The organism is Dyadobacter sp. Leaf189 (assembly GCF_001424405.1).
In the GTDB taxonomy this organism is placed as follows: Bacteria; Bacteroidota; Bacteroidia; order Cytophagales; family Spirosomataceae; genus Dyadobacter.
The window spans coordinates 1,189,015-1,210,165 of sequence record NZ_LMPS01000004.1 but is presented as its reverse complement, the minus strand read 5'-3'; the positions used below and the strand labels follow the sequence as shown (position 1 = coordinate 1,210,165).

The following is a 21,151-nucleotide window of genomic DNA, read 5'->3' as shown; positions in this document are numbered from 1 at the left end:
CCTCTTATTCTCCCCTATACCGCACAGCCAATCCGCTGAGCATATATCCCTCACTTTTTGCACTTGTATAGTACTTGTACTGTACATGGATAATGGCGTCGGCCCCGATTTTCTGGGCTTTCATCACCAGCCGCGCAGTCAGCAGCTCCTTTGTTTTGGCATCGTTGCCGCGGTACATCATTCTTCTGTCCTGCGTTTGTTCTCTCGTCAATGAATCCTCACTGCTGATTTCAACCACGCCGATCTCCGTATAAGGCCGGTCGACAGTCTGATTTTCGTACAGTACCTCGATGGGATATTTGGTGTTGGTAGAAATGGGAATGCCGCTGGAACAGCTCGACAAAAAGGCTGCTGATAAAAGACTGATAATGCTAAAAGCTGCTTTAAAGGGTTTCATTCTTAATGATTTGAAATAAACATATACACACAAAGGTGGCCAAAATGTTGCAACCGGATCCTCTTACCTTTTATCAGAAAGCCGTTGTTTCATGAAATATTCTGCATTATTTTCAAGCATTGTAAATCTAATTCAATTCACTCTGATATGGTCATGAATTCTAAAAGAAAGGTGGTCGGCTTGCTGCTGTCCACGCTGCTGTCGGCTCCATTGCTGGCACAAACCCTCCCCAAAGGTGTCACGAAAGTGACCTCCGTGGAAGGTATCACAGAGTATAACCTGGAAAACGGATTGAAAGTATTGATGTTCCCCGATCCTTCCAAGCCGACCATTACCGTGAATGTTACATACCTGGTGGGCTCTCGCCACGAGGGATATGGCGAAACGGGAATGGCGCATTTGCTGGAACACCTTGTGTTTAAAGGTTCACCCAAGCATCCGAATATCCCGCAGGAGCTCACCGAACACGGCGCACGCCCGAATGGTACTACCTGGTACGACAGAACCAACTATTTCGAAACGTTTTCAGCTACCGAGGAGAACCTGAAATGGGCGCTCGATCTGGAATCCGACAGAATGGTTAATTCTTTCATTGCCAAAAAGGATCTGGACAGTGAGTTCAGCGTGGTGCGCAATGAATTTGAATCCGGGGAAAACAGCCCGTTTAATGTATTGATGGAGCGGGTGATTTCGTCGGGATACCTGTGGCATAACTACGGGAAGTCTACGATTGGAAACAGGTCTGATATCGAGAAGGTACCGATCGAGAATTTGCAGGCTTTTTACAAAAAATATTACCAGCCCGACAATGCGGTTGTAACTGTTGCGGGGAAAATCGACGAGGCGAAAACGCTGGCAATGGTCAACGAATACTTTGGCAAAATAGCAAAACCTGCACGTACCTTGCCAAAATCGCATACGGTGGAGCCAACTCAGGACGGAGAGCGTTTTGTGGAACTGAAAAGGACAGGCGATGTGCAGTTGCTGATGGCAATGTACCACATCATGCCAGGCTCGCACGCTGATTATCCTGCTATGGAAGTGCTGACCGAGCTGCTCACCACAGAGCCGAACGGGCGGCTTTATAAAAACCTGGTGGATACCAAAAAAGCTTCTTCGGAATTCGGTTTCAGCTTCCAGTTGTATGATCCGGGCTTTGTGCTGTTTGGTGCCGAAGTGTTGAAAGAGAAATCCCTCGACGAAGCGAGGCAGGCTTTTGTGGCTACCCTGGATTCAACTGCATTGCTAAAACCGTCTGCCGAAGATGTGGAGCGGGCTAAAACCACAATCCTGAAAAACTGGGATCTGGAATTTCGTAATTCTGAAAGGGTAGGGTTGAGTATCAGCGAATCCATTGCCACCGGCGACTGGCGGCTTGCATTTTTGTTCAGGGATAATATCCGTAAAGTAACTCCTGACGATGTATTCAAGGTTGCGCAGTATTATTTCAAACCTTCGAACCGCACATTAGGAACATTTACGCCGGATGCAAAACCCGTACGCGCAGAAATTCCCGAGGCGCCCAAAGTGGAAGACCTTGTGAAGAACTACAAAGGAGAAGCGGTGGTAGCCGAGGGAGAGGCATTTGATCCTTCTCCAATGAATATCGAATCGAGAACAACCAGAGTTGAAAAGCCGAATACCATTGAAACTGCATTGTTACCCAAGAAAACACGCGGTAATGTGGTAGCAGCCAGGATCACGCTCCGCTATGGCGATGAAAAAAGTCTGATGAACAAGGCTACGATTTCGGATCTGACGGGATCGATGCTTGATAAGGGGACAAAAACCAAAACGCGTCAGCAGATCAAGGACGAATTTGACAAGCTGAAAGCGCGTGTCAGCTTCTTTGGCGCGAATAACCAGGCAGGTGCGAACATTGAAACAACCAAGGAAAACCTGCCGGCTGTATTGAAGCTGGTTGCCGAAGTTTTGAAAACACCTGCATTTGACGAAAGCGAATTTGAAAAACTGAAACAGGAAGAACTTGCGGGCATTGAATCCCAGAAAAGTGAGCCGCAGGCGATCGCATTTAACCAGTACCGCCGCATTACAAGCCCTTATCCTAAAAGCGATATCCGCTACGTAGGTACATTTGATGAAGATATTGCGAATGTCAAAGCTGCTAAGATTGAAGATATCCGCCAGTTTCACAAGGATTTTTACGGAGCAGGGAATGCATCTGCAACGGTGGTGGGCGACTTTGATAAAGCTGCGGTGGAAAAGATCATCAATGCAGAATTCGGAACCTGGAAAAGCGCGAAGCCATTTACACGTATTGCTTCACCTTACCAGGCTGTAAAAGCCGAAAACAAGGCGCTTGAAACGCCGGACAAAGCAAATGCGATGTTTGTGGCTGGAATGGGAATGCCGCTGCAAGACACGGATCCTGACTATCCCGCATTGATTATGGGTAATTACATGCTTGGAGGCGGATTTTTAAACTCTCGCCTGGCAGCCCGCATCCGGCAGAAAGACGGGTTGAGCTATGGTGTAGGATCGCAATTCTCTGCCAGCTCGCTCGACAAAAGCGGCACTTTCATGTCTTACGCCATTTATGCGCCTGAGAATGCGGAGAAGCTTGAAGCTGCATTTAAAGAGGAAATTGACAAGGTGTTGAAGGAAGGTTTTACAGCCGAAGAGTTAAAGGCGGCCAAGTCAGGTTACCTGCAATCGCGTCAGGTAGCACGGTCGCAGGATGCATCTCTGACCAGCACACTGACCAATAACCTTTATCTCAACCGTACCATGCAGTGGGATGCGGATTTTGAGAAAAAGATTGAGGCGCTGACTCCCGAGCAGATCAAAGCTGCATTTAACAAGCACATTGATTATAACAAGCTTGTCATTATTAAAGCAGGGGATTTTGAAAAAGCTAAAAAAGGAGCTCCCAATCAAGGCGCGCCGGGTAAACTGGGCGGAAGCGAGAAAAACTAATGCAACCTGAAAGTTGAACAGAAAACCGGCAGCAAAAAGCGCCGGTTTTCTGCTTTACTAGGTGTACATGTTTAACTTTGCGACATTATCTACAAATCAGCGGTATCGAACCCACTTCTTATGAAATCAATCTACGCCATTGTTCTTGCATGTTTTCTGGCAGGAATGAGCCAATATTCCGCACAAGGTCAGACTAAGTCGAAAACAGCGCCACAACCTGCAAAACTTGCCCGGCCAAAGCTGGTAGTAGGCATCGTCGTGGATCAGATGCGCTATGATTATCTGTACCGATACTACGACAAGTACAAGGAAGGCGGATTGAAAAGGCTGATGAATGAAGGTTTCAACTGTCGCAATAACCACTACCATTATGCATTGACGGTAACTGCGGCGGGACACTCTGCGGTGTACACGGGATCAATGCCGGCAATCAATGGGATCATTGGAAATGAATGGTATGATAATGCAGCGCAAAAAGGGGTTTATTGTACCGATGATAATACAGTCGCTACTGTTGGCAGCAGTAATGTTACCGTTGGAAAAATGTCGCCGCGCAATTTACTGGTGAGTACCGTAACAGATCAGCTTCGCATCGCTACCAACTTCCGCTCAAAAACGATAGGTGTGGCTATTAAAGACCGTGCTTCGATTTTACCGGCCGGCCACGCCGCGAGCGGTGCATACTGGTTTGATTCAAAAACGGGCAATTTCGTAACCAGCACTTACTATATGCCCGCATTGCCGAAATGGGTTACCGACTATAACAGCTTGAAGAAGCCAGCGGAATATGCCGGAAAAGGCTGGTCAACACTTCTTCCGGTTGATCAATACAGCCAGAGCAGCAAGGATGAGGTGGTTTGGGAAGGTTTGATCACCTCCAATAATAAAACCACTTTCCCGCACGAACTTGTCGGGAATGCAGGCGATGCATTCGGTCCGGTTACAACTTCGCCCTGGGGCAATACGTTGACAAAAGAAATGGCGATCGCTGCGATTAAAGGGGAGAATTTAGGAAAAGGGGCGGATACTGATTTCCTGGCAGTGAGCTTTTCGTCGCCCGACCGCATCGGTCACATGTTCGGTCCCAACTCCGTGGAGCAGGAGGATAATTACCTGAAACTGGATATGGAGTTTGCCGAGCTCTTCAATTTTCTGGATTCCTGGACCGGCAAAGGCAACTATACCGTTTTTCTGACAGCCGATCACGGCGCAATGGACGTTCCGGCTTTTTGGCAGGAGCACAAACTACCCGCAGGTCTTTTAAGCGCAACTGCATTGACGCGCAGCATTGTCAAAGCAATGAACGATGCTTACGGAGAGGCGGACTACATCGCTGCATTCGAAAACTACCAGATCTATTTCAATAAGGCGGTTTTGAAGGAAAAGAAAATCACGGTTGAAGATGCATATCAGCTGCTGCGAAATACGGTTTTGTCTGCCGATGGAATAGCTGATATCATCAACTTACGGGATATCGGAAAGGCGCCTTTGAACACTTACCAGCTTGAATTGTACAAGAACAATATCAATGCAAAACGCAGCGGGGATTTGCAGCTGATCCTCCAACCGGGCTGGTTTGCTTCCAGCTTTGGTACTGGTACTGACCATGGCACACCTTACAATTACGATACCCACGTTCCTTTCCTGCTTTATGGCTGGGGCGTGAACAAGGGCGAAACTCTAAAACGCACCACTATCGCCGATATCGCACCGACAATCGCTGCATTGCTGCACATTTTGCCGCCAAGCGGAAATGTCGGAAACCCTGTTGAAGAAGCATTGAAAAAGTAGAATCAAGCGGCTGAAAGTTGAAGTTCAGTTATATAATAGTTTAATCTAAATCCTTATAGTGTGAAAAAAGTAGTTCTCTGCCTGTTGGTAGCATTGGGCGCAAATGCCCAAACTGCCAAGAAAAGTGCCGCAACAAAGCCGGCAACACTTGCCCGCCCCAAACTGGTTGTAGGTATTGTGGTCGACCAGATGCGGTACGATTACCTTTACCGGTATTACGATCAATATACAGAAGGTGGTTTCAAGCGGATGATGAATGAAGGTTTTAACTGCCGGAATAATCATTATCCTTACGCATTGACAGTTACAGCGGCCGGCCACGCTTCTGTTTACACAGGTTCTGTTCCGGCGATCAATGGGATTGTTGGAAATGAGTGGTTTGATCCCATTAAAAAACAGGAGGTATATTGTGTAGAAGACAGTACTGTGAAAACAGTGGGCAGCACTACAGGGAGTGTAGGCAAAATGTCACCGAGAAATTTGCTTACAAGCACTGTTACGGATCAGCTCCGCATTGCTACTAACTTTCGTTCTAAAACAATAGGCGTCGCCATTAAAGACCGTGGCTCCATTTTGCCTGCCGGCCACACTGCAAATGCAGCTTACTGGTTTGATTCCAAAACGGGTAACTGGGTTACCAGCAGCTTCTACATGGAGGACCTTCCGCAATGGGTGAAGGATTACAATGCGCGGAAAATGCCTTCGGAATACTTGAAAAAAGGCTGGGAGTTGTTGTTGCCTGCTGATAGCTACACACAAAGCTCACCGGACGACGTAGCCTGGGAAGGTAAATTGCCGGGTGCGAAAAAGCCTGTTTTCCCTTATGAACTTGCTGGTCTGGCAGGGGACGCTTTTGGCGTGGTAACCGACACCCCCTGGGGGAATACGATCACGAAAGAAATGGCGATAGAGGCAATCAAGGGAGAGAAGTTGGGTAAAGGTGCAGATACAGATTTCCTGGCGATCAGCTTTTCTTCAACAGATAAAATAGGACACAGGGTAGGGCCTAACTCCATTGAGCAGCAGGACGATTTCCTTCGCCTTGACCGCGAATTTGCTGATCTTTTCAGTTTTCTGGATAGCTGGGTAGGAAAAGGCCAGTACACTGTATTCCTCACGGCCGATCACGGCGTTGTGGATGTTCCCGGCTTTGCAGCAGAACATAAGCTGCCTTCCGGACTGGTGGATCGCAAGTTGCTTACCAAAACCGTTACTGAGGCATTGAATGAAGGATTTGGAGAAGGTAAGTATGTGATCAGCACTGATAACAACCAGCTGTACCTGGATCATGAATTGTTGAGGAAAAAGAAAATCAGCGTGTCGGATGTTTCGAAGCTAGTAAGAGAGGCGGCATTGACTGTTCCCGGCATCGCAGATGTAATTGATCTCAGCGACATTGGCAAGGCGCCTTTGAACACTTATCAGGCCGAGTTGTACAAAAATAATATCAATGCAAAAAGGAGCGGCGATATTCAGGTGCTTTCGCAGCCTGGCTGGTTTTACGGAACCGCAACCGGTACTTCCCACGGAACTCCTTATAACTACGATACCCAGGTACCCTTCGTGCTTTTTGGCTGGGGAATCAATAAAGGCGAAACGGTAAGAAGAACACACGTTTCAGACATCGCCCCCACCATCGCCGCACTACTGCACATTCTGCCAGGAAGCGGAAATGTAGGAACCGCGGTGGAAGAGGCGTTGAAGAAGTAGAAATGTACTTCGGCTATCGGCTGTCAGCTATCGGCTTTGCGAATAAAGCTGATGCTGACAGCCGACTGCCGAAGTTCCCCTAGCTTTCCTCCACAATCAGAACAATTCCTTCTGTTCTTTTGATAACTACTTTGCTGCCTGCAGGGATTGAGTTTTGATTGCTGGCGAGTGCTTTCCATTCAGCTCCCCGATAGTATATCTTTCCTTCTCCATTCAAAGGGATATCTTTGATCACCATCGCGGTTTCGCCTATGAACTCGGTGTAGCCTGTATCGCCTGTCCGGTCTAGGAGCCTTCTGGCATGTTTCCGGAGAACCAGCAGTGAAACGAGGGAAACGGCAGAGAATGCGAGAATCTGACTTTCTGTTGTGGGTAAAACGCCGAGCAGCGTGAGTAATGAAGTGGTTAATGCACCTATTGCAAAAAATACGAATACGAGTAAAATGCTGACCAGTTCTGCAAGCAGCATCACCAGTCCAACGATAAGCCATATTTGGGGCAGCGACAAATCCATACTATTTCTTCTGTTCTGATTTGACAACTGTTAAGGCTGTGGCAATGAGGGATCCCACATCAGCAAGGTTGGCCGGGATAATCAGTGTATTTCCTGCTTTGGCCAGCTTACCGAATTGTTCCACATAATTTTCGGCCACTTTCAGCTGCACCGCTTCCGATCCACCTTCTGTCTTGATCGCCTCTGCTACTAGCCTGATACTTTCTGCAGTAGCTTCCGCGACCGATCGCAGGGCAGCAGCTTCACCTTCCGCTTCATTGATTTGCCTTAATCTCAAACCTTCTGATTCCAATACTACCTTTTGTTTTTGTCCCTCAGCCACATTGATGGCGGCCTGCTTTTCTCCGTCTGACTGCAGAATAACAGCCCGGCGCTCGCGCTCAGCCTGCATTTGCTTTTCCATTGCATTCAGTACGCTTTGAGGAGGAGTAATATTTTTGATTTCATATCGTAAAACCTTCACACCCCAGCCCGTTGCCGCTTCATCGATTGATTCAACAACAGCCCGGTTGATCGTCATTCTTTCTTCAAATGTTTTGTCCAGATCCAGCTTTCCTATCTCGCTCCTCATGGTGGTCTGAGCAAGTTGGATAACCGCAAAAGTATAGTCTGCTATACCATAAGCTGCCTTTTTCGGATCAATCACCTGAATGAAGATTACCCCATCCATGCGCACCTGCACGTTATCGCGTGTGATACATATCTGCTCGGGAATGTCGATTGCCGATTCTTTGAGGGTGTACTTATATGCTATCCGATCAAAAAACGGGATGATAAAGTTGATTCCGGGTTGAAGTACTGCGTAGAATTTACCTAATCGTTCCAGGATATAGGCAGTTTGTTGAGGAACTACCTTGACCGTCATCAAAACAGTCAGCACGACGAGGACCAGCAATACAATCAGTGAAGTCATAGCAACTTAGTTAAGGTTTATTGCGAAAATAGCCATAACCAGATAGGGTTGCAATGCTTCTTTGATTAACGCGGCAGAAACTTGCCTGCCGGTTTAATAAAAGGATAGGTGGTGACAGAAATATTAATCTTTCAATATTTCTTTTGAAATTACCATTTTCTGGATTTCACTTGTTCCTTCTCCAATGGTACAAAGCTTGCTATCGCGATAGAACTTTTCAACCGGGTAATCCTTCACAAACCCGTAGCCGCCGAATATCTGGACGGCTTCGTTAGCAACCCTCACTGCAGTTTCAGAAGCATGGTATTTGGCCACAGAACTCTCCAATGTCACTTTTTTGCCTGCATCTTTCAATGCGCCTGCATGAAATGTGAGTAATGTAGAAGCCTGAATATCGGTGTGCATATCAGCGAGCTTGAATGCAATTGCCTGGAAATCACAGATCGCCTTCCCGAATTGCCGGCGTTCTTTGGAATAGGCGAGTGCAGCTTCATAAGCGCCTAATGCGGTACCCACCGAGAGGGCCGCAATGGAAATCCTTCCGCCGTCGAGTATTTTCAATGATTGTACAAAGCCGTCGCCGATCTCGCCCAAACGTTGTGAATCCGGAATGTGGCAGTCTTCAAAAATCAGCTCGACCGTTTCAGAAGAGCGCATGCCGAGTTTATCTTCTTTTCTTCCGGCCGAAAATCCCGTTGTTCCCTGCTCGATAATGAATGCAGTTGCGCCGTGTTTGTCGCCGGGCTCGCCTGTTCTGGTAATTACAACGGCCACATCACCGGTCTTTCCGTTTGTGATGAAATTTTTGGAACCGTTCAGTACCCATCCGTCGCCCTTTCTTACAGCTGTCGTGCGCATGTTACCAGCATCAGAACCCGTGTTTGGCTCAGTCAGGCCCCACGCTCCGACGAATTCGCCGGTGGCAAGCTTCGGTAAATAGGCCGATTTCTGGGATGCATTGCCAAACATCAATATGTGATTTGTACAAAGCGAATTGTGCGCCGCCATTGACAATCCAACCGACGGATCCACTTTGGAGAGCGCAATAATGGCAGTTACATATTCCTGATAGCCTAGCCCGGAACCTCCATATTCTTCGGGTACCAGCATGCCCATTAAACCCAGTTCGCCGAGGTTTTGGAACAATTCCCGTGGGAAATGCTGCTGCTCATCCCAGGTTCTTATATAGGGTTTTATATGCATTGCGGCGAAATCCCCCACTGTTTCCTCTATTAAATGGCAGGTTTCGTCTCTTTCAGCCTGCGTGCTCTCCCAATTAGGTGTGTCCATGCGTGTTGTTATTAAAATTTGTATTTACCAATGATAACGAGATTTGGCTCAATTCACTAACCACTAACGAACAAATCGGCAGGGCCGCGGTGAACATTCATTTAAAAAAATTACTTTTGCAACCGGTTGCGTTGGCATTACTTAGATAAATACAATAGATTGCATTAGTATTTTGCTCACGATATACGTTATATAACAATTTTTACATTTTATGAAAATCGCAGTTGTAGGAACAGGTTATGTTGGTTTGGTTACGGGTACCTGCTTCGCCGAAACAGGCAACCAGGTGACTTGTGTCGACATTGACGTTAAAAAAGTAGAACGGTTGCAAAAGGGAGAGATTCCCATTTATGAGCCAGGACTTGATGTGCTTTTCGACCGCAATGTCGCAGAAGGCCGCTTGCTATTTACGACTAACCTTGCCGAAGGGATTAAAGGCGCGCAGGTTATATTCCTCGCTTTGCCAACACCTCCGGGAGAAGACGGATCCGCTGATTTGAAGTATATCCTGAAAGTTGCTGACGATCTCGGCCCTATTCTGGAACAATATGCAGTAATCGTTGACAAAAGCACAGTTCCTGTGGGAACAGCCGAAAAGGTAAGTGCTGCGATTGCGAAAAATGCGAAAATTGATTTCGACGTGGTATCCAACCCTGAGTTCTTAAGAGAAGGTGTTGCGGTTGAGGATTTCATGAAGCCGGATCGCGTTGTGGTTGGTACTACTTCTGATAAAGCGAAGAAAGTAATGGAGAAACTATACGCTCCATTGGTAAGACAAGGTAACCCGGTAATCTTTATGGACGAGCGTTCGGCCGAGATGACCAAATATGCGGCTAACTCATTCCTGGCAATGAAAATTACCTTCATGAATGAGATCGCTAACCTTTGCGAGAAAGTGGGTGCAAACGTAGATGATATCCGTCGTGGTATCGGTACGGACAGCCGCATCGGAAAGCGTTTCCTTTTTGCAGGTATCGGATATGGTGGAAGCTGCTTTCCGAAAGACGTTCAGGCGCTTGCCAAAACTTCAAGGGATTTCAATTATGACTTCCGTATCCTGAAATCAGTAATGGATGTAAATGACGACCAGAAGAAGAAATTGCTTCCGATGATCGAGAATTATTTCGAAGGAGACCTGAAAGGAAAAACAATTGCAGTCTGGGGATTGGCTTTCAAACCATACACAGACGATATCCGCGAGGCGCCGGCGCTTGAAAATATCGAAGCTCTACTGGAAGCAGGTGCGAAGGTAACTGTGTACGATCCGGAGGCGATGAATAATGTAAAAGGTATTTTGGGAGACAAGGTTACTTTCTGCCACACACCTTATGCGGCGCTGGACGATGCAGATGCACTGGCAATTTTTACAGAATGGCCGCAATTCCGTACACCTGAGTTTGATAAAATGGGTAAGTTGTTAAAAAATCGGGTAATTTTCGACGGAAGAAACCTTTACGAGTTGGATCAGATGCGTGAAAACGGTTATACTTATTACAGCATCGGACGTGAAAAGGTAGTTCCAGCCTGATCAAGAAGTATTTTAATTTAACTTATCTCATTGTTAATGAAACGTGTATTAATCACCGGGGCCGCAGGTTTTTTAGGCTCACATCTCTGTGAACGGTTTTTAAAGGAGGGAATGTATGTGATCGGAATGGATAACCTGATTACAGGCGATATGCGGAATATTGAGCATTTGATGCCCGATCCGAATTTCGAATTCAACCATCATGATGTAACCAAGTACGTGCACATTCCTGGCGAGCTGGACTACATTATGCATTTTGCTTCGCCGGCCAGTCCGATCGATTACCTGAAAATCCCAATCCAGACGCTGAAAGTAGGCGCGATGGGAACCCACAACCTGCTTGGGCTTGCACGTGTGAAGAAAGCGCGTTTCATTATCGCTTCCACTTCGGAAGTATATGGTGACCCGCTCGTGCATCCGCAAACGGAAGACTATTGGGGACACGTAAACCCGATTGGTCCAAGAGGCTGTTACGATGAAGCGAAAAGGTATCAGGAAGCAATTACAATGGCTTACCACCGCTACCACGAGCTTGAAACCAGGATCGTACGTATTTTCAATACTTATGGTCCTAGAATGCGATTGAATGACGGACGTGTATTGCCTGCATTCATTGGTCAGGCGCTTCGCGGCGAGGATATTACTGTTTTCGGAGACGGAACACAGACCCGCTCTTTCTGTTATGTGGATGACCTGGTAGAAGGTATCTACCGCTTGCTGATGAGCGATTATTCTTTGCCAGTGAACATTGGTAACCCTGGTGAGATTACAATCGGCCAGTTCGCTGAGGAAATCATCAAGCTCACCGGAACTGACCAGAAAGTGGTTTACAAGCCGCTTCCACAGGACGATCCGAAACAACGTCAGCCTGATATTACCAAAGCAAAGGAGATACTTGGCTGGGAGCCAAAAGTTTCCCGTGAAGAAGGACTTCGCATTACTTACGATTACTTCCGTAACCTGCCCACCGAGCGGCTTTACGAAGAATCCAATCACCGCGGCTTCGAAGGATTCAGCGCCACGAAATAGATCAAATGAAAAAACCCGCTTCAAGCGGGTTTTTTCATTTATGTAGATCAGGTAAAATGGTTACACTTCCATGATCTCTTTTTCTTTTGCATTGAATATCTGCTCTACTTTTGAAATGTAGCCGTCAGTCAGCTTTTGTACACGGTCTTCGCTGATTTTAACCAAATCCTCCGCAACACCTTCTTTCGTCAGCTTTCTCAGTGAGTTATTAGCATCCTGGCGAATGTTACGAATGTTGATCTTCGCTGTTTCAATTTCGTTTTTAGCACGTTTCACCAGCTCTCTTCTGCGCTCCTCGTTCAGCGGCGGTACCGAAATACGGATCATTTCCCCATCATTTGAAGGTGCAAATCCCAGGTTGCCATTACGGATAGCCTTTTCGATTTCATTGATGATCTTCTTTTCAAAAGGGCGGATCGCAATCGTTCTTGCATCCGGCGTGTTGATGGTAGCCACATTCTGCAAAGGAGTCATTGAACCGTAGTATTCGATTTGAAGGCCTTCCAGCATTTGTGGCGATGCTTTTCCAGCGCGTATTTTACCTAATTCGATGATGAGGTGTTTGATAGCGCCTTCCATGGTATCCTTGGCGTCGTCAAGATATAATTCTATTTCTTCCATTGGTTTTTAAAATATGCGGTTCAGCTAGTTGGATATAAGCGTTCCTACCTCTTCTCCCATCACCAGATCGTACAGGTTGCCGGGTTTGTTCATATCAAAAACAATAATAGGCAGGTTGTTCTCCTTACAAAGCGTGAAAGCCGTAAGGTCCATTATTTTGAGGTTCTTGGACAATGCTTCGTCGAAACTCAGCGTGGAATACTTTACGGCAAAAGGATCTTTTTCAGGATCCGCAGTATAGACACCGTCTACACGGGTTCCCTTTAAAACCACCTCTGATTCGGATTCAATGGCGCGGAGACCTGCCGTGGTGTCAGTCGTGAAGTATGGATTACCTGTTCCTGCCCCGAAAATAACCACCCGGCCTTTTTCAAGGTGACGAATCGCACGGCGGCGGATCAATGGTTCACAAACCTGTTCCATTTTGATTGCGGACATCAGGCGGGTGTGAATACCGTGTTTTTCGAGTGAGCTTTGGATCGCCATTCCATTGATAACTGTTGCCAGCATACCCATGTGGTCGCCCTGGACCCGGTCAATCCCGGACTTTTCAACAGAAGCGCCGCGGAAAATATTGCCGCCCCCGATTACGATCGCGATCTGAACCCCGACATCAGCAATCCTCTTGATTTCCTTTGCGTAATTGTCCAGAATGTTGAAATCAATCACCTGGGCCTTATCGCCACCATTAAGCGCTTCACCGCTTAGTTTAAGTAGTAAACGTTTGTATTTTGGTTCGGGCATGGTATGATATCGGTGTTTTCGGCCGTAAAAATAAGCGGACTGAGTTCAGAATACCAAGTAATTTATTGAAACTCCAATAATACCTGGTTTTTTTCAACTATTTCGCCGGGTGCTACTTTCAATGACTTGATTGTGCCGTTTCCGGATGATTTGATCACATTTTCCATTTTCATCGCGACCAGTACAAGCAGGTGGTCGCCCTTGCTGATATGGTCACCTTCGGCCACGGCTATGGACTGGATCAGCCCCGGCATAGGCGCTTTGATATTGTTGATTTTCTGGGAAGCGGTGTTTTGAAGACCCATTCCTTCTAAAAGCAGGTCGAGCTGGTCTTTGGCGGATGTGACATATTCCACCCCGTTGATCAGCAGCCGGGCAGATTTTTCCGCTGCATTCCTTTCCAGGATCTCAACATTATAGGATTTGCTGTTCCAGATGATATGAAAGCGACCCTCGGCAATGGATACGATATCTCCGTCAAAGAGTTTGTCGCCGATCAGCCAACCGTCGCCGCTTTTTTCAATTGCTACCGATCTGTTTTCGCCGATATCCGGGGTATTTCCATTTGAAGCATTGTTGGCAACCGAGACTTTTAACATACCATCACGCTGTAATCGTTGGCAATTTCTTTCAGTATAAAATCAAGTTCATCAAAAGTCATTGCTTCCACCAGCCGCATCCGGTAGGGTTTGAAATGATCCAAACCTTTGAAATAGTTGGTATAGTGACGGCGCATTTCGAATACACCTGCCACAGGTCCTTTCCAGCGGATAGAAAATTCAAGGTGACGGCGGCAAACATCCACGCGCTGCTCCATCGTAGGCGGGGCCAGCTTTTCACCCGTTTTCATATAGTGTTTGATCTCATTGAAGATCCAGGGATTTCCAATCGTTGCGCGGCCGATCATGATACCGTCAACACCAAAGCGGTTTTTGTATTCGACTGCCTTTTCGGGAGTATCCACATCTCCGTTGCCGAAAATAGGAATCGTGATGCGCGGATTTTCCTTGATCCTGGCAATCAGTGACCAGTCGGCTTCGCCTTTGTACATCTGCACGCGCGTGCGGCCGTGAACCGACAGTGCTTTAATGCCGATATCCTGCAACCGCTCTGCTACTTCCTGCACATTCTTGGTATTTTCATCCCAGCCAAGCCTCGTTTTCACAGTTACCGGCAAATGCGTTGATTTGATCACCGCCTCGGTCATCTTGACCATCTTGGGCACATCCTGTAACAATGCAGCACCCGCGCCGCGGCAGGCCACGTTTTTGACAGGACAGCCATAATTAATATCAATCAGATCGGGATTTACACGCGATGCTATTTCGGCGCAGGATCCCATGGTCTCTACATCGCTGCCGAAAAGCTGAATGCCGACTGGCCGCTCGTATTCGAAAATATCGAGTTTCTGCACGCTTTTTGCTGCGTCGCGGATCAGCCCTTCTGACGATACAAATTCTGTATACATCAGATCTGCCCCGTTTTCCTTGCACACCGCCCTGAAAGGAGGATCACTCACATCTTCCATGGGCGCGAGAAGCAATGGGAAATCGCTCAGTTCTATGTTTCCTATCTTGACCATTTCTGTTTGATTGCCGTTTAAACGGCGATTTTACTTAACAGTTTAAACCCTCTTGTTTGTTAAGCGTTTATTTTTAAATTCATAATAAACTGTAAATTTACACCAATTATGCAAAATAGTAATCAGGATCTGGTGGTTTCCCGGGCACCTACTGTGTGGGGCAGTTTGTTGGTTTTGACCGGTTTTGTGCTCATCGGAATGGCAGTAGGGAATATACTGGCCGTCGTGATCCTCGCGCTGTTTTTCTCTTCCGATCAGGTAGGTGTAACTGTACTTCTCAATCAACTGATTACTACCCCTGCCAAAGTTCACAACGGTTGGTACGCATTAATGGTTTTGCAGGGGACCGTACATTTCTTCTCGTACCTGCTGCCTTCGGTACTTTTCTGGATTTATATAGACAAAAAACCAATACGGGAGGTCAACACCAGGCAGCATCCGTCGCCTGTTATCTGGCTGCTCGCTTTTTTGCTGGTACTTGTATTTATTCCTCTCAACAGCAAGTTTATCGAGTGGAATGCAGCCATGAATTTGCCGGACGCACTGTCCGGGCTTGAAATCTGGATGCGGCAAAAGGAGGATCAGCTTTCGGTAATGACCGCCTTTTTAACAAACTATAAAACATTCAGCCAGCTTCTGATCGCATTGTTTGTGGTAACGCTCCTGCCGGCAGTAGGCGAGGAGGCGCTTTTTCGTGGCGTAATACAAACGAAACTGCTCAAAGCAACCAATAATCCACACGTGGCGATCTGGGCTTCCGCCGCGATTTTCAGCGCGATCCATTTTCAGTTTTATGGATTTTTACCAAGAATGATGCTCGGCGCATTGTTCGGTTACCTGTTTTACTGGACGGGCAACTTCTGGGTTGCGGTACTGGCACATTTTGTAAATAATGGATTTGTGCTGGTGATGATGTACCTGCACAACCTGGGCATGATTGATATCAACATAGAAGAGACCAAATCAATGCCGCTGCTGCTGATTACCGTATCTCTGTTTTTGTCTGCGAGCATTCTCAGGTATATCAGGCAGCTGGGCATGACGGAGGCCGGTTCGGGACGAAGGGGATAATTTTAACTATATTTCAAGAAAATGGATGAGAATTGGATAAAAGCATATCAAAGCTCGCAAATGATCAGAGCGGAGATAGCAAGGGAAATACTCGAGCAAAATGGAATTCCGGCAGTAATTGTCAATAAAAAGGATAGCAGTTATCCGATTTTTGGAATGTGCGAAGTGCACGTTCCTGCCAGTGAACTAGACCGGGCTCAAACGATATTAATGAATGAAGACACAATTAAGCAATCTGAATAACTTACAGCAAAGAACTATAACAGGCTTAGCCGGTGTAATTGTCATAATTGGTTGTATCCTTTACAGTGAACTCACTTTCCTACTGCTTTTTTGTTCCATCAGCTCGCTGACCCAGCTCGAATTTTACAAGCTGCTGGGACTGGATGGAAATCAGCCACTTACATATTATGGTACGTTCTGTGGCACAGTTATGATGTTACTTGCGTACTTGATAGAGCAGGACATTGTTCCGTTTGAAAATTACTTCATTATCAGCCCGCTGCTGTCAATGATCTTCTTTATCAAGCTTTACAAGAAAAATGATCTGAAACCATTTACGAACATCGGTTTCACCTTTTTAGGGATCATTTATGTAGCCCTGCCTTTTTCACTCATTATTGTGATGGCCATGCGCGGCGGACGGTATAATTACGAGATTGTTTTAGGAAGCCTGCTGTTATTGTGGGCCTCTGATATAGGCGGGTATTTCGCAGGGACCAAGTTTGGGAAAAGGAAATTGTTTGAGCGGATTTCACCTAAAAAGTCGTGGGAAGGCGCGATGGGAAGTGCTGCATTCGCTGCCGTTATCGCGTTTGCTTTGGGGCATTATTTCCGTACCTTCGAACCCTGGAAATGGTACTGTATCGGGGCAATAATAGTTGTTCTGGGCACTTACGGCGACCTGGTTGAGTCGCTCTTCAAAAGAAGCATCGCCATCAAAGACTCCGGCAGTAGTATCCCTGGCCACGGAGGATTTCTCGACCGTTTCGACGGACTGCTGCTCTCTGCGCCATTTATTGTTACCTTTTTAAAGTTATTTTCCTGACAATCGAGGCTTTATCAGGTAGTGGGGCAATCCCTTACCAGGCGGCTCGTTTTAAAATCAGGAATGAAATTTTACACGCACTTTTTAACAAATAAGGTCTGTCAGTATTGAATATGAAACTTTGAAGACCGCAACATATTACTCCAGCGGTTCCAAAGTATAACCTCGAAAGAATGAAACGTAGTTTTTTAATATTGCTGTTGGTAATTGCAGGGCTGGTATCGGGCCGGGAGGCGTTTGCACAGGGTGAACAGAAAGCTATTACCTTCTCGGGTATGGTAGTCGGTGGAAAGCAGACCGAAATCCTTCCGGGCGCAACGATCTTTATCGTGAATGCAGGACGCGGTACACTTTCCAGAAGTGACGGTTCATTTACGATCAAGGTATTTCCTGGCGACAGCATTGTTTTTGGCTATGTTGGGTATAAAAATCAATATCACATAGTGCCGAGGAACTACAACTCGGATATTTACTCAGCGATCGTAGCATTGCGGGAAGATGTAGTAACCCTTACAGGTGTAACGATTTACCCGTATTCGACCGAAGAGGAATTTAAGAAGGCTTTCCTCGAACTGAAGTTGCCGGATCAGGCGGACAGGGATGCTCTTGCAAAAAGTACCGACCCCGATTATATCAACAGAATGGCGGCCCAGGTGCCCAACAATGCACAGACCAATTACCGGTACTCCATGGACCAGCTCATGTTTGGTCGTGAATCAGCGGCAGGGAAAGGCTTTGCAACCACATTCCCATTCCTGAACCCATTCGCGTGGGCCAACTTTATCAAGTCGGTTAAAAAAGGAGATTTAAAACAGAAAGACTGGCGCAAAGACCTCAATGCAGCGCCGAGGGAAAATATTACCAAGCAGGATTTTATTCCGCCTTCCGAATCTGAAAGCCCCAAGAAAAGCGGTACTAACTAGATAGTAGCGCGTACATACTTTTTCAATTCCAATTTAGCTCCGTCAAAAACAGCATAATGCTGCTGCGTAACCCATTCGCCTAAATTAATGTAGCGTGAATGTGCATTTACCTGCATATCCAGCGTGAGGTGGCGGTGGCCAAAAATGTAATATTGATGGGGGTCTTTCAACTCGACTTCTTTGCAATACTGAAAGAGCCATTCATTATCTTCCCCTAAAAAGCGTTCTTCTCCCTTATTAACATTCGCCAGGCGGCTGCGCCGTGACCAGGCAGTTGCGATCCAAATCCCAAAGTCGGGGTGCGTTATCCTGAATATCAGCTGGAAAAACGGGCTTTCAAAAATGCGCTTTAAGAATTTATATGTACTATCGCCTGGCCCGAGCCCATCGCCGTGGCCTACCAGCACTTTTGTAGTTCCGAGACTAGTCACAAAATCGAAACTCACGGGGTTCCGGTAAATGGAAGCCCCGATTTCCTGTGTAAGATACCCGGGCATCCACATATCGTGGTTTCCGGTGAATATGATAAGTTCAATGCCTCTATCGCTGAGCTCCGCCAGCTTTCCCAGCAACCTCACAAAGCCTTTTGGAACAACCGTTTTGTATTCAAACCAAAAATCGAATAGGTCGCCGACAAGAAAGATAGTCTGTGCGTCGTGCTCGATAGAGCTAAGCCAGCTGACAATCAACTTTTCACGCTCGCGGCTGCTGGCAAGTGAAGGAACACCCAGATGATAGTCAGACGAAAAGTAAATGCGCTTTCCCGGTTGTAATAAAATGGTCCTTGTTTCGAACTTCATGGAATCAATGCAAATGCGGCGCAAGTTACAACGTTCCTATTAAATCAGAAGTGTGAGCCGAATCGACGCTCCATCAAATCGGGTACCTGCCTGGTTTTTCTTCCGGCCTCTTTTTAGATTGCACCCTTTAAACCAGATTTTGAAATGAAAAAGATTTGCCAGGTTCTTGCCTTCATACTGATTGTTGCAGCCGTACAGCAAAGTGCATTGGCACAAGCTCCAAAGAAAATCGGAGCCGACAAACAGCGCGCATTGCAATGGAAGCCCGAAAAGGGACAGTATTATTTTAGTCACTCACTTGTATTCGACTATCAGAATAAAGCCGATAAAACGAGTGGTAAACTGAAAATTTACCTGGATCCGGTCACCGGCGCTATGTGTTTCAAAAAGGAGAGCAGTTTCGGTGAAGGTGGAAAAGCATTCGATTTCGTGATCGCCTTTCCTGATGGAAAGTACATTTACTGCGGTACAGACGAGAATAGTAAAAAGATCAGGATCAATGAATTGGTAAAAGAATTGAAACGGGATGCGGAAACAAAAGCTGAGCAAAAAGAGAACTTCACCACTTACTGTATCCCGACCGGAAACAAACGCGTTGATTTCGGCTTAACAAGCGAAGAATATGATATCACCTACGCAACTTCCGACAACAAAGACAAAGTGTGGCTCACACAAACACCTTTCAGTGTGTATCCATTGTACGGGATGGAATTTGTAGAAGGAGCTGTAAGTTTGCCTGTTACATTCGATTATATGCACCTGCTGCAAAGTAATCAGCTGGTAACGGAAATTAATTCGAAAGATCTGATCCTTAAACTGGTCAGCCTTGAAAAAGATCCTTTTCTGGCAATAACAAAAGGTTACCAGGAATTGAAAGTGAATGATTGAAGTATAAAACCTGGATTTGCATCATTTTGATATAAATCCAGGTTCTTACATTTTATGCATTCTCAGCAAGCTCACGCTCAGCTTTCACTTCTGAAAGCGGCCGCATATTTGCCGGAATCTCGGGCTCCTGGTCCTCCTCGGAAGTGTACGGGAATACGTCCAGAATGGGTGTGAGGTTAATATCTGTGGTTTCGTAAGGGATCAGGAAGTTCCGCATGCTTTCGTTGATACGGTCAAGCGCCTGCTGGATTCCGTCTGCGTTCACCAGCATGTAGTTCACGATTTTCTTCTCTTTTCCGCTTTTTTCATCAACTGAAAAGTAAATCACCTTGGCTTTGAACCACTGCTCGCCTTCTTCATAGGCAAACAGGTCGGCCAGGCGCATTCTTGTGATGCTGGTCACACTGAAATCGCTGGCGCCGGTCACAATTTGCTTGTAAAGTCTCGCCTCGGATTCCGTGTAAGAAACGGCATCCACGAGATATACTTCGTTAATTGTTTTCAAGCTTCCAGCCTCATCTTCTTTTTGATACCTGATCTTTCCTAAATACCAGCTTGCCATAAATTTCTTTCGATTGAATTAATAAAGTCTGCAAATGTAGAGGCTTGTGCGAACGTGGCAAAAAAATATGGAGCTAAACTAATAATGCAAAAACGCAGTATGCGTTCTGATACCTACTGTTTAACTTGCAAAAAAATTTGACGATGAAAAAGAACTTAGCTGTTGGGCTGATATTGATAATTGCAGGCATTTTATCCTCTTGCGGAGTCGGCAAGCAGGTTTCCGAAGCCAAGACTTTCGGGGAATGTAAGTACGATATCCGGTCTGTTGATAGTGTTTACCTCGGCGGTATTGATGTACGCGAATTTCGTAATATCCGGAGTTTCAATGATTTTGATCTTGCCAAATACCCTGGTCTTGCATTAGGACTTTTAAGAAAGAATGTTCCTCTGGATCTCCGCGTCAATCTGGATATTACCAATCCTACCAAAAAGCGGGCAGCTATCAACCAGCTTGAATACAAGGTTTTATTGTCGGATAACGAGATTTTCAATGGATATCTCAGCCAGCTGATCGAAGTAATGCCGGGTACAGGAAGTACGAGAGTGCCTGTGAAACTGAATGCAAACGCGTACCAGCTGCTGACTAACGACAAAACACGCGACCAGTTTGTCAACATGATCTTGTCACTAACCGGCAAATCGGACGCAAAACCGACCAAATTTACTGTCAAAGTGAAGCCAACACTTGATATCGCCGGAAAGCAGGTTGACTATCCCGGCTACATTACATTTGAGAAGGAGATCACAAGCCAGATGATCACAGGGGTGAAGTAACTCCCGGTATTGGCAACAACAATCAGA

At 46.3% G+C, this 21,151-nt stretch carries 21 protein-coding genes; 11 read left to right on the top strand and 10 right to left on the bottom strand.

Translation table 11 applies throughout. The features are described from left to right. Positions 1-4 precede the first annotated feature (4 nt). A complete protein-coding gene (locus tag ASG33_RS14440) occupies positions 5-397 on the bottom strand; it encodes a hypothetical protein (RefSeq protein ID WP_056286283.1) in 393 nt (130 codons plus the stop codon). Between the two features lie 153 nt (positions 398-550). Here ASG33_RS14440 and ASG33_RS14435 point away from each other — a divergent pair, with 153 nt between their 5' ends. From ASG33_RS14435 to pafA (ASG33_RS14425), 3 genes are all read left to right on the top strand, one after another. Further along, positions 551-3,334, top strand: a complete 2,784-nt coding sequence (locus ASG33_RS14435; RefSeq protein WP_409012523.1) for a M16 family metallopeptidase — start codon at positions 551-553, stop codon at positions 3,332-3,334. Positions 3,335-3,454: 120 nt separating this feature from the next. Continuing rightward, on the top strand, positions 3,455-5,125 hold the full coding sequence (gene pafA, locus ASG33_RS14430) for an alkaline phosphatase PafA (protein WP_056286277.1): 1,671 nt from the start codon (positions 3,455-3,457) through the stop codon (positions 5,123-5,125). 60 nt (positions 5,126-5,185) lie between these two features. Then, complete coding sequence (gene pafA, locus ASG33_RS14425) at positions 5,186-6,835, top strand: alkaline phosphatase PafA (RefSeq protein WP_056286274.1); 1,650 nt, start codon at positions 5,186-5,188, stop codon at positions 6,833-6,835. 79 nt (positions 6,836-6,914) lie between these two features. On the opposite strand, the gene ASG33_RS14420 is transcribed toward pafA (ASG33_RS14425), so the two are convergent. From ASG33_RS14420 to ASG33_RS14410, 3 genes are all read right to left on the bottom strand, one after another. Continuing rightward, the gene (locus tag ASG33_RS14420; RefSeq protein WP_056286271.1) at positions 6,915-7,349 is read right to left on the bottom strand and encodes an NfeD family protein; all 435 of its coding nucleotides are present in this window, start codon (positions 7,347-7,349) and stop codon (positions 6,915-6,917) included. A gap of 1 nt (position 7,350) precedes the next feature. Further along, on the bottom strand, positions 7,351-8,262 hold the full coding sequence (locus ASG33_RS14415; RefSeq protein ID WP_056286268.1) for an SPFH domain-containing protein: 912 nt from the start codon (positions 8,260-8,262) through the stop codon (positions 7,351-7,353). A 123-nt stretch (positions 8,263-8,385) separates the two neighbouring features. After that, a complete protein-coding gene (locus tag ASG33_RS14410; RefSeq protein WP_056286265.1) occupies positions 8,386-9,552 on the bottom strand; it encodes an acyl-CoA dehydrogenase family protein in 1,167 nt (388 codons plus the stop codon). Positions 9,553-9,763: 211 nt separating this feature from the next. Here ASG33_RS14410 and ASG33_RS14405 point away from each other — a divergent pair, with 211 nt between their 5' ends. Both ASG33_RS14405 and ASG33_RS14400 read left to right on the top strand, forming a co-directional pair. After that, positions 9,764-11,080: a UDP-glucose/GDP-mannose dehydrogenase family protein gene (locus tag ASG33_RS14405; RefSeq protein ID WP_056286263.1), complete on the top strand. Its 1,317-nt coding sequence runs from the start codon at positions 9,764-9,766 to the stop codon at positions 11,078-11,080. Between the two features lie 36 nt (positions 11,081-11,116). After that, positions 11,117-12,109 (top strand): UDP-glucuronic acid decarboxylase family protein, encoded by a 993-nt coding sequence (locus ASG33_RS14400; RefSeq protein WP_056286260.1) that lies wholly within the window; start codon positions 11,117-11,119, stop codon positions 12,107-12,109. A gap of 60 nt (positions 12,110-12,169) precedes the next feature. Here the strand turns inward: ASG33_RS14400 and frr are convergent, their stop codons facing one another. The 4 genes from frr to dusB all read right to left on the bottom strand — a co-directional run bounded on the left by frr (position 12,170) and on the right by dusB (position 15,056). Next, positions 12,170-12,730: a ribosome recycling factor gene (frr, locus tag ASG33_RS14395; RefSeq protein ID WP_056286258.1), complete on the bottom strand. Its 561-nt coding sequence runs from the start codon at positions 12,728-12,730 to the stop codon at positions 12,170-12,172. A 24-nt stretch (positions 12,731-12,754) separates the two neighbouring features. Further along, positions 12,755-13,474, bottom strand: a complete 720-nt coding sequence (gene pyrH / locus ASG33_RS14390; RefSeq protein ID WP_056286255.1) for a UMP kinase — start codon at positions 13,472-13,474, stop codon at positions 12,755-12,757. A gap of 62 nt (positions 13,475-13,536) precedes the next feature. Continuing rightward, positions 13,537-14,073 (bottom strand): biotin/lipoyl-containing protein, encoded by a 537-nt coding sequence (locus ASG33_RS14385; protein ID WP_056286253.1) that lies wholly within the window; start codon positions 14,071-14,073, stop codon positions 13,537-13,539. Then, entirely contained in the window at positions 14,067-15,056 is a 990-nt protein-coding gene (gene dusB / locus ASG33_RS14380) for a tRNA dihydrouridine synthase DusB (protein WP_056286251.1), read from the bottom strand. Before dusB ends, ASG33_RS14385 begins: the two co-directional genes overlap by 7 nt. Before the next feature lie 108 nt (positions 15,057-15,164). On the opposite strand from dusB, the gene ASG33_RS14375 reads away from it, so the two are divergent. The 4 genes from ASG33_RS14375 to ASG33_RS14360 all read left to right on the top strand — a co-directional run bounded on the left by ASG33_RS14375 (position 15,165) and on the right by ASG33_RS14360 (position 18,098). Continuing rightward, entirely contained in the window at positions 15,165-16,127 is a 963-nt protein-coding gene (locus ASG33_RS14375; protein WP_056286248.1) for a CPBP family intramembrane glutamic endopeptidase, read from the top strand. Positions 16,128-16,148: 21 nt separating this feature from the next. Then, on the top strand, positions 16,149-16,370 hold the full coding sequence (locus tag ASG33_RS14370; protein WP_056286245.1) for a DUF2007 domain-containing protein: 222 nt from the start codon (positions 16,149-16,151) through the stop codon (positions 16,368-16,370). Next, positions 16,342-17,175 carry a phosphatidate cytidylyltransferase gene (locus tag ASG33_RS14365; RefSeq protein WP_056286243.1) on the top strand — a complete coding sequence of 278 codons (834 nt, stop codon included), beginning with the start codon at positions 16,342-16,344 and terminating at the stop codon, positions 17,173-17,175. The genes ASG33_RS14370 and ASG33_RS14365 overlap by 29 nt, the downstream gene beginning before the upstream one ends. A gap of 173 nt (positions 17,176-17,348) precedes the next feature. After that, a complete protein-coding gene (locus tag ASG33_RS14360; protein ID WP_056286239.1) occupies positions 17,349-18,098 on the top strand; it encodes a carboxypeptidase-like regulatory domain-containing protein in 750 nt (249 codons plus the stop codon). Here the strand turns inward: ASG33_RS14360 and ASG33_RS14355 are convergent. Continuing rightward, positions 18,095-18,898 (bottom strand): UDP-2,3-diacylglucosamine diphosphatase, encoded by an 804-nt coding sequence (locus ASG33_RS14355; protein WP_056286236.1) that lies wholly within the window; start codon positions 18,896-18,898, stop codon positions 18,095-18,097. The genes ASG33_RS14360 and ASG33_RS14355 overlap by 4 nt on opposite strands. A 144-nt stretch (positions 18,899-19,042) precedes the next feature. On the opposite strand from ASG33_RS14355, the gene ASG33_RS14350 reads away from it, so the two are divergent. Next, a complete protein-coding gene (locus ASG33_RS14350; protein WP_056286235.1) occupies positions 19,043-19,786 on the top strand; it encodes a hypothetical protein in 744 nt (247 codons plus the stop codon). Between the two features lie 52 nt (positions 19,787-19,838). On the opposite strand, the gene ASG33_RS14345 is transcribed toward ASG33_RS14350, so the two are convergent. Then, positions 19,839-20,348: a DUF4494 domain-containing protein gene (locus ASG33_RS14345; RefSeq protein WP_056286232.1), complete on the bottom strand. Its 510-nt coding sequence runs from the start codon at positions 20,346-20,348 to the stop codon at positions 19,839-19,841. A gap of 143 nt (positions 20,349-20,491) precedes the next feature. On the opposite strand from ASG33_RS14345, the gene ASG33_RS14340 reads away from it, so the two are divergent. Beyond that, positions 20,492-21,124 (top strand): hypothetical protein, encoded by a 633-nt coding sequence (locus ASG33_RS14340; protein WP_056286229.1) that lies wholly within the window; start codon positions 20,492-20,494, stop codon positions 21,122-21,124. Positions 21,125-21,151 lie beyond the last annotated feature (27 nt).

What these genes read in the sequence shown, in the direction of transcription:
- ASG33_RS14440 (WP_056286283.1), bottom strand. Translation starts at nt 397, where the DNA reads ATGAAACCCTTTAAAGCAGCTTTTAGCATTATCAGTCTTTTATCAGCA.
- ASG33_RS14435 (WP_409012523.1), top strand. Translation starts at nt 551, where the DNA reads ATGAATTCTAAAAGAAAGGTGGTCGGCTTGCTGCTGTCCACGCTGCTG.
- pafA (WP_056286277.1), top strand. Translation starts at nt 3,455, where the DNA reads ATGAAATCAATCTACGCCATTGTTCTTGCATGTTTTCTGGCAGGAATG.
- ASG33_RS14420 (WP_056286271.1), bottom strand. Translation starts at nt 7,349, where the DNA reads ATGGATTTGTCGCTGCCCCAAATATGGCTTATCGTTGGACTGGTGATG.
- ASG33_RS14415 (WP_056286268.1), bottom strand. Translation starts at nt 8,262, where the DNA reads ATGACTTCACTGATTGTATTGCTGGTCCTCGTCGTGCTGACTGTTTTG.
- ASG33_RS14410 (WP_056286265.1), bottom strand. Translation starts at nt 9,552, where the DNA reads ATGGACACACCTAATTGGGAGAGCACGCAGGCTGAAAGAGACGAAACC.
- ASG33_RS14405 (WP_056286263.1), top strand. Translation starts at nt 9,764, where the DNA reads ATGAAAATCGCAGTTGTAGGAACAGGTTATGTTGGTTTGGTTACGGGT.
- ASG33_RS14400 (WP_056286260.1), top strand. Translation starts at nt 11,117, where the DNA reads ATGAAACGTGTATTAATCACCGGGGCCGCAGGTTTTTTAGGCTCACAT.
- frr (WP_056286258.1), bottom strand. Translation starts at nt 12,730, where the DNA reads ATGGAAGAAATAGAATTATATCTTGACGACGCCAAGGATACCATGGAA.
- pyrH (WP_056286255.1), bottom strand. Translation starts at nt 13,474, where the DNA reads ATGCCCGAACCAAAATACAAACGTTTACTACTTAAACTAAGCGGTGAA.
- ASG33_RS14385 (WP_056286253.1), bottom strand. Translation starts at nt 14,073, where the DNA reads ATGTTAAAAGTCTCGGTTGCCAACAATGCTTCAAATGGAAATACCCCG.
- dusB (WP_056286251.1), bottom strand. Translation starts at nt 15,056, where the DNA reads ATGGTCAAGATAGGAAACATAGAACTGAGCGATTTCCCATTGCTTCTC.
- ASG33_RS14375 (WP_056286248.1), top strand. Translation starts at nt 15,165, where the DNA reads ATGCAAAATAGTAATCAGGATCTGGTGGTTTCCCGGGCACCTACTGTG.
- ASG33_RS14370 (WP_056286245.1), top strand. Translation starts at nt 16,149, where the DNA reads ATGGATGAGAATTGGATAAAAGCATATCAAAGCTCGCAAATGATCAGA.
- ASG33_RS14365 (WP_056286243.1), top strand. Translation starts at nt 16,342, where the DNA reads ATGAAGACACAATTAAGCAATCTGAATAACTTACAGCAAAGAACTATA.
- ASG33_RS14360 (WP_056286239.1), top strand. Translation starts at nt 17,349, where the DNA reads ATGAAACGTAGTTTTTTAATATTGCTGTTGGTAATTGCAGGGCTGGTA.
- ASG33_RS14355 (WP_056286236.1), bottom strand. Translation starts at nt 18,898, where the DNA reads ATGAAGTTCGAAACAAGGACCATTTTATTACAACCGGGAAAGCGCATT.
- ASG33_RS14350 (WP_056286235.1), top strand. Translation starts at nt 19,043, where the DNA reads ATGAAAAAGATTTGCCAGGTTCTTGCCTTCATACTGATTGTTGCAGCC.
- ASG33_RS14345 (WP_056286232.1), bottom strand. Translation starts at nt 20,348, where the DNA reads ATGGCAAGCTGGTATTTAGGAAAGATCAGGTATCAAAAAGAAGATGAG.
- ASG33_RS14340 (WP_056286229.1), top strand. Translation starts at nt 20,492, where the DNA reads ATGAAAAAGAACTTAGCTGTTGGGCTGATATTGATAATTGCAGGCATT.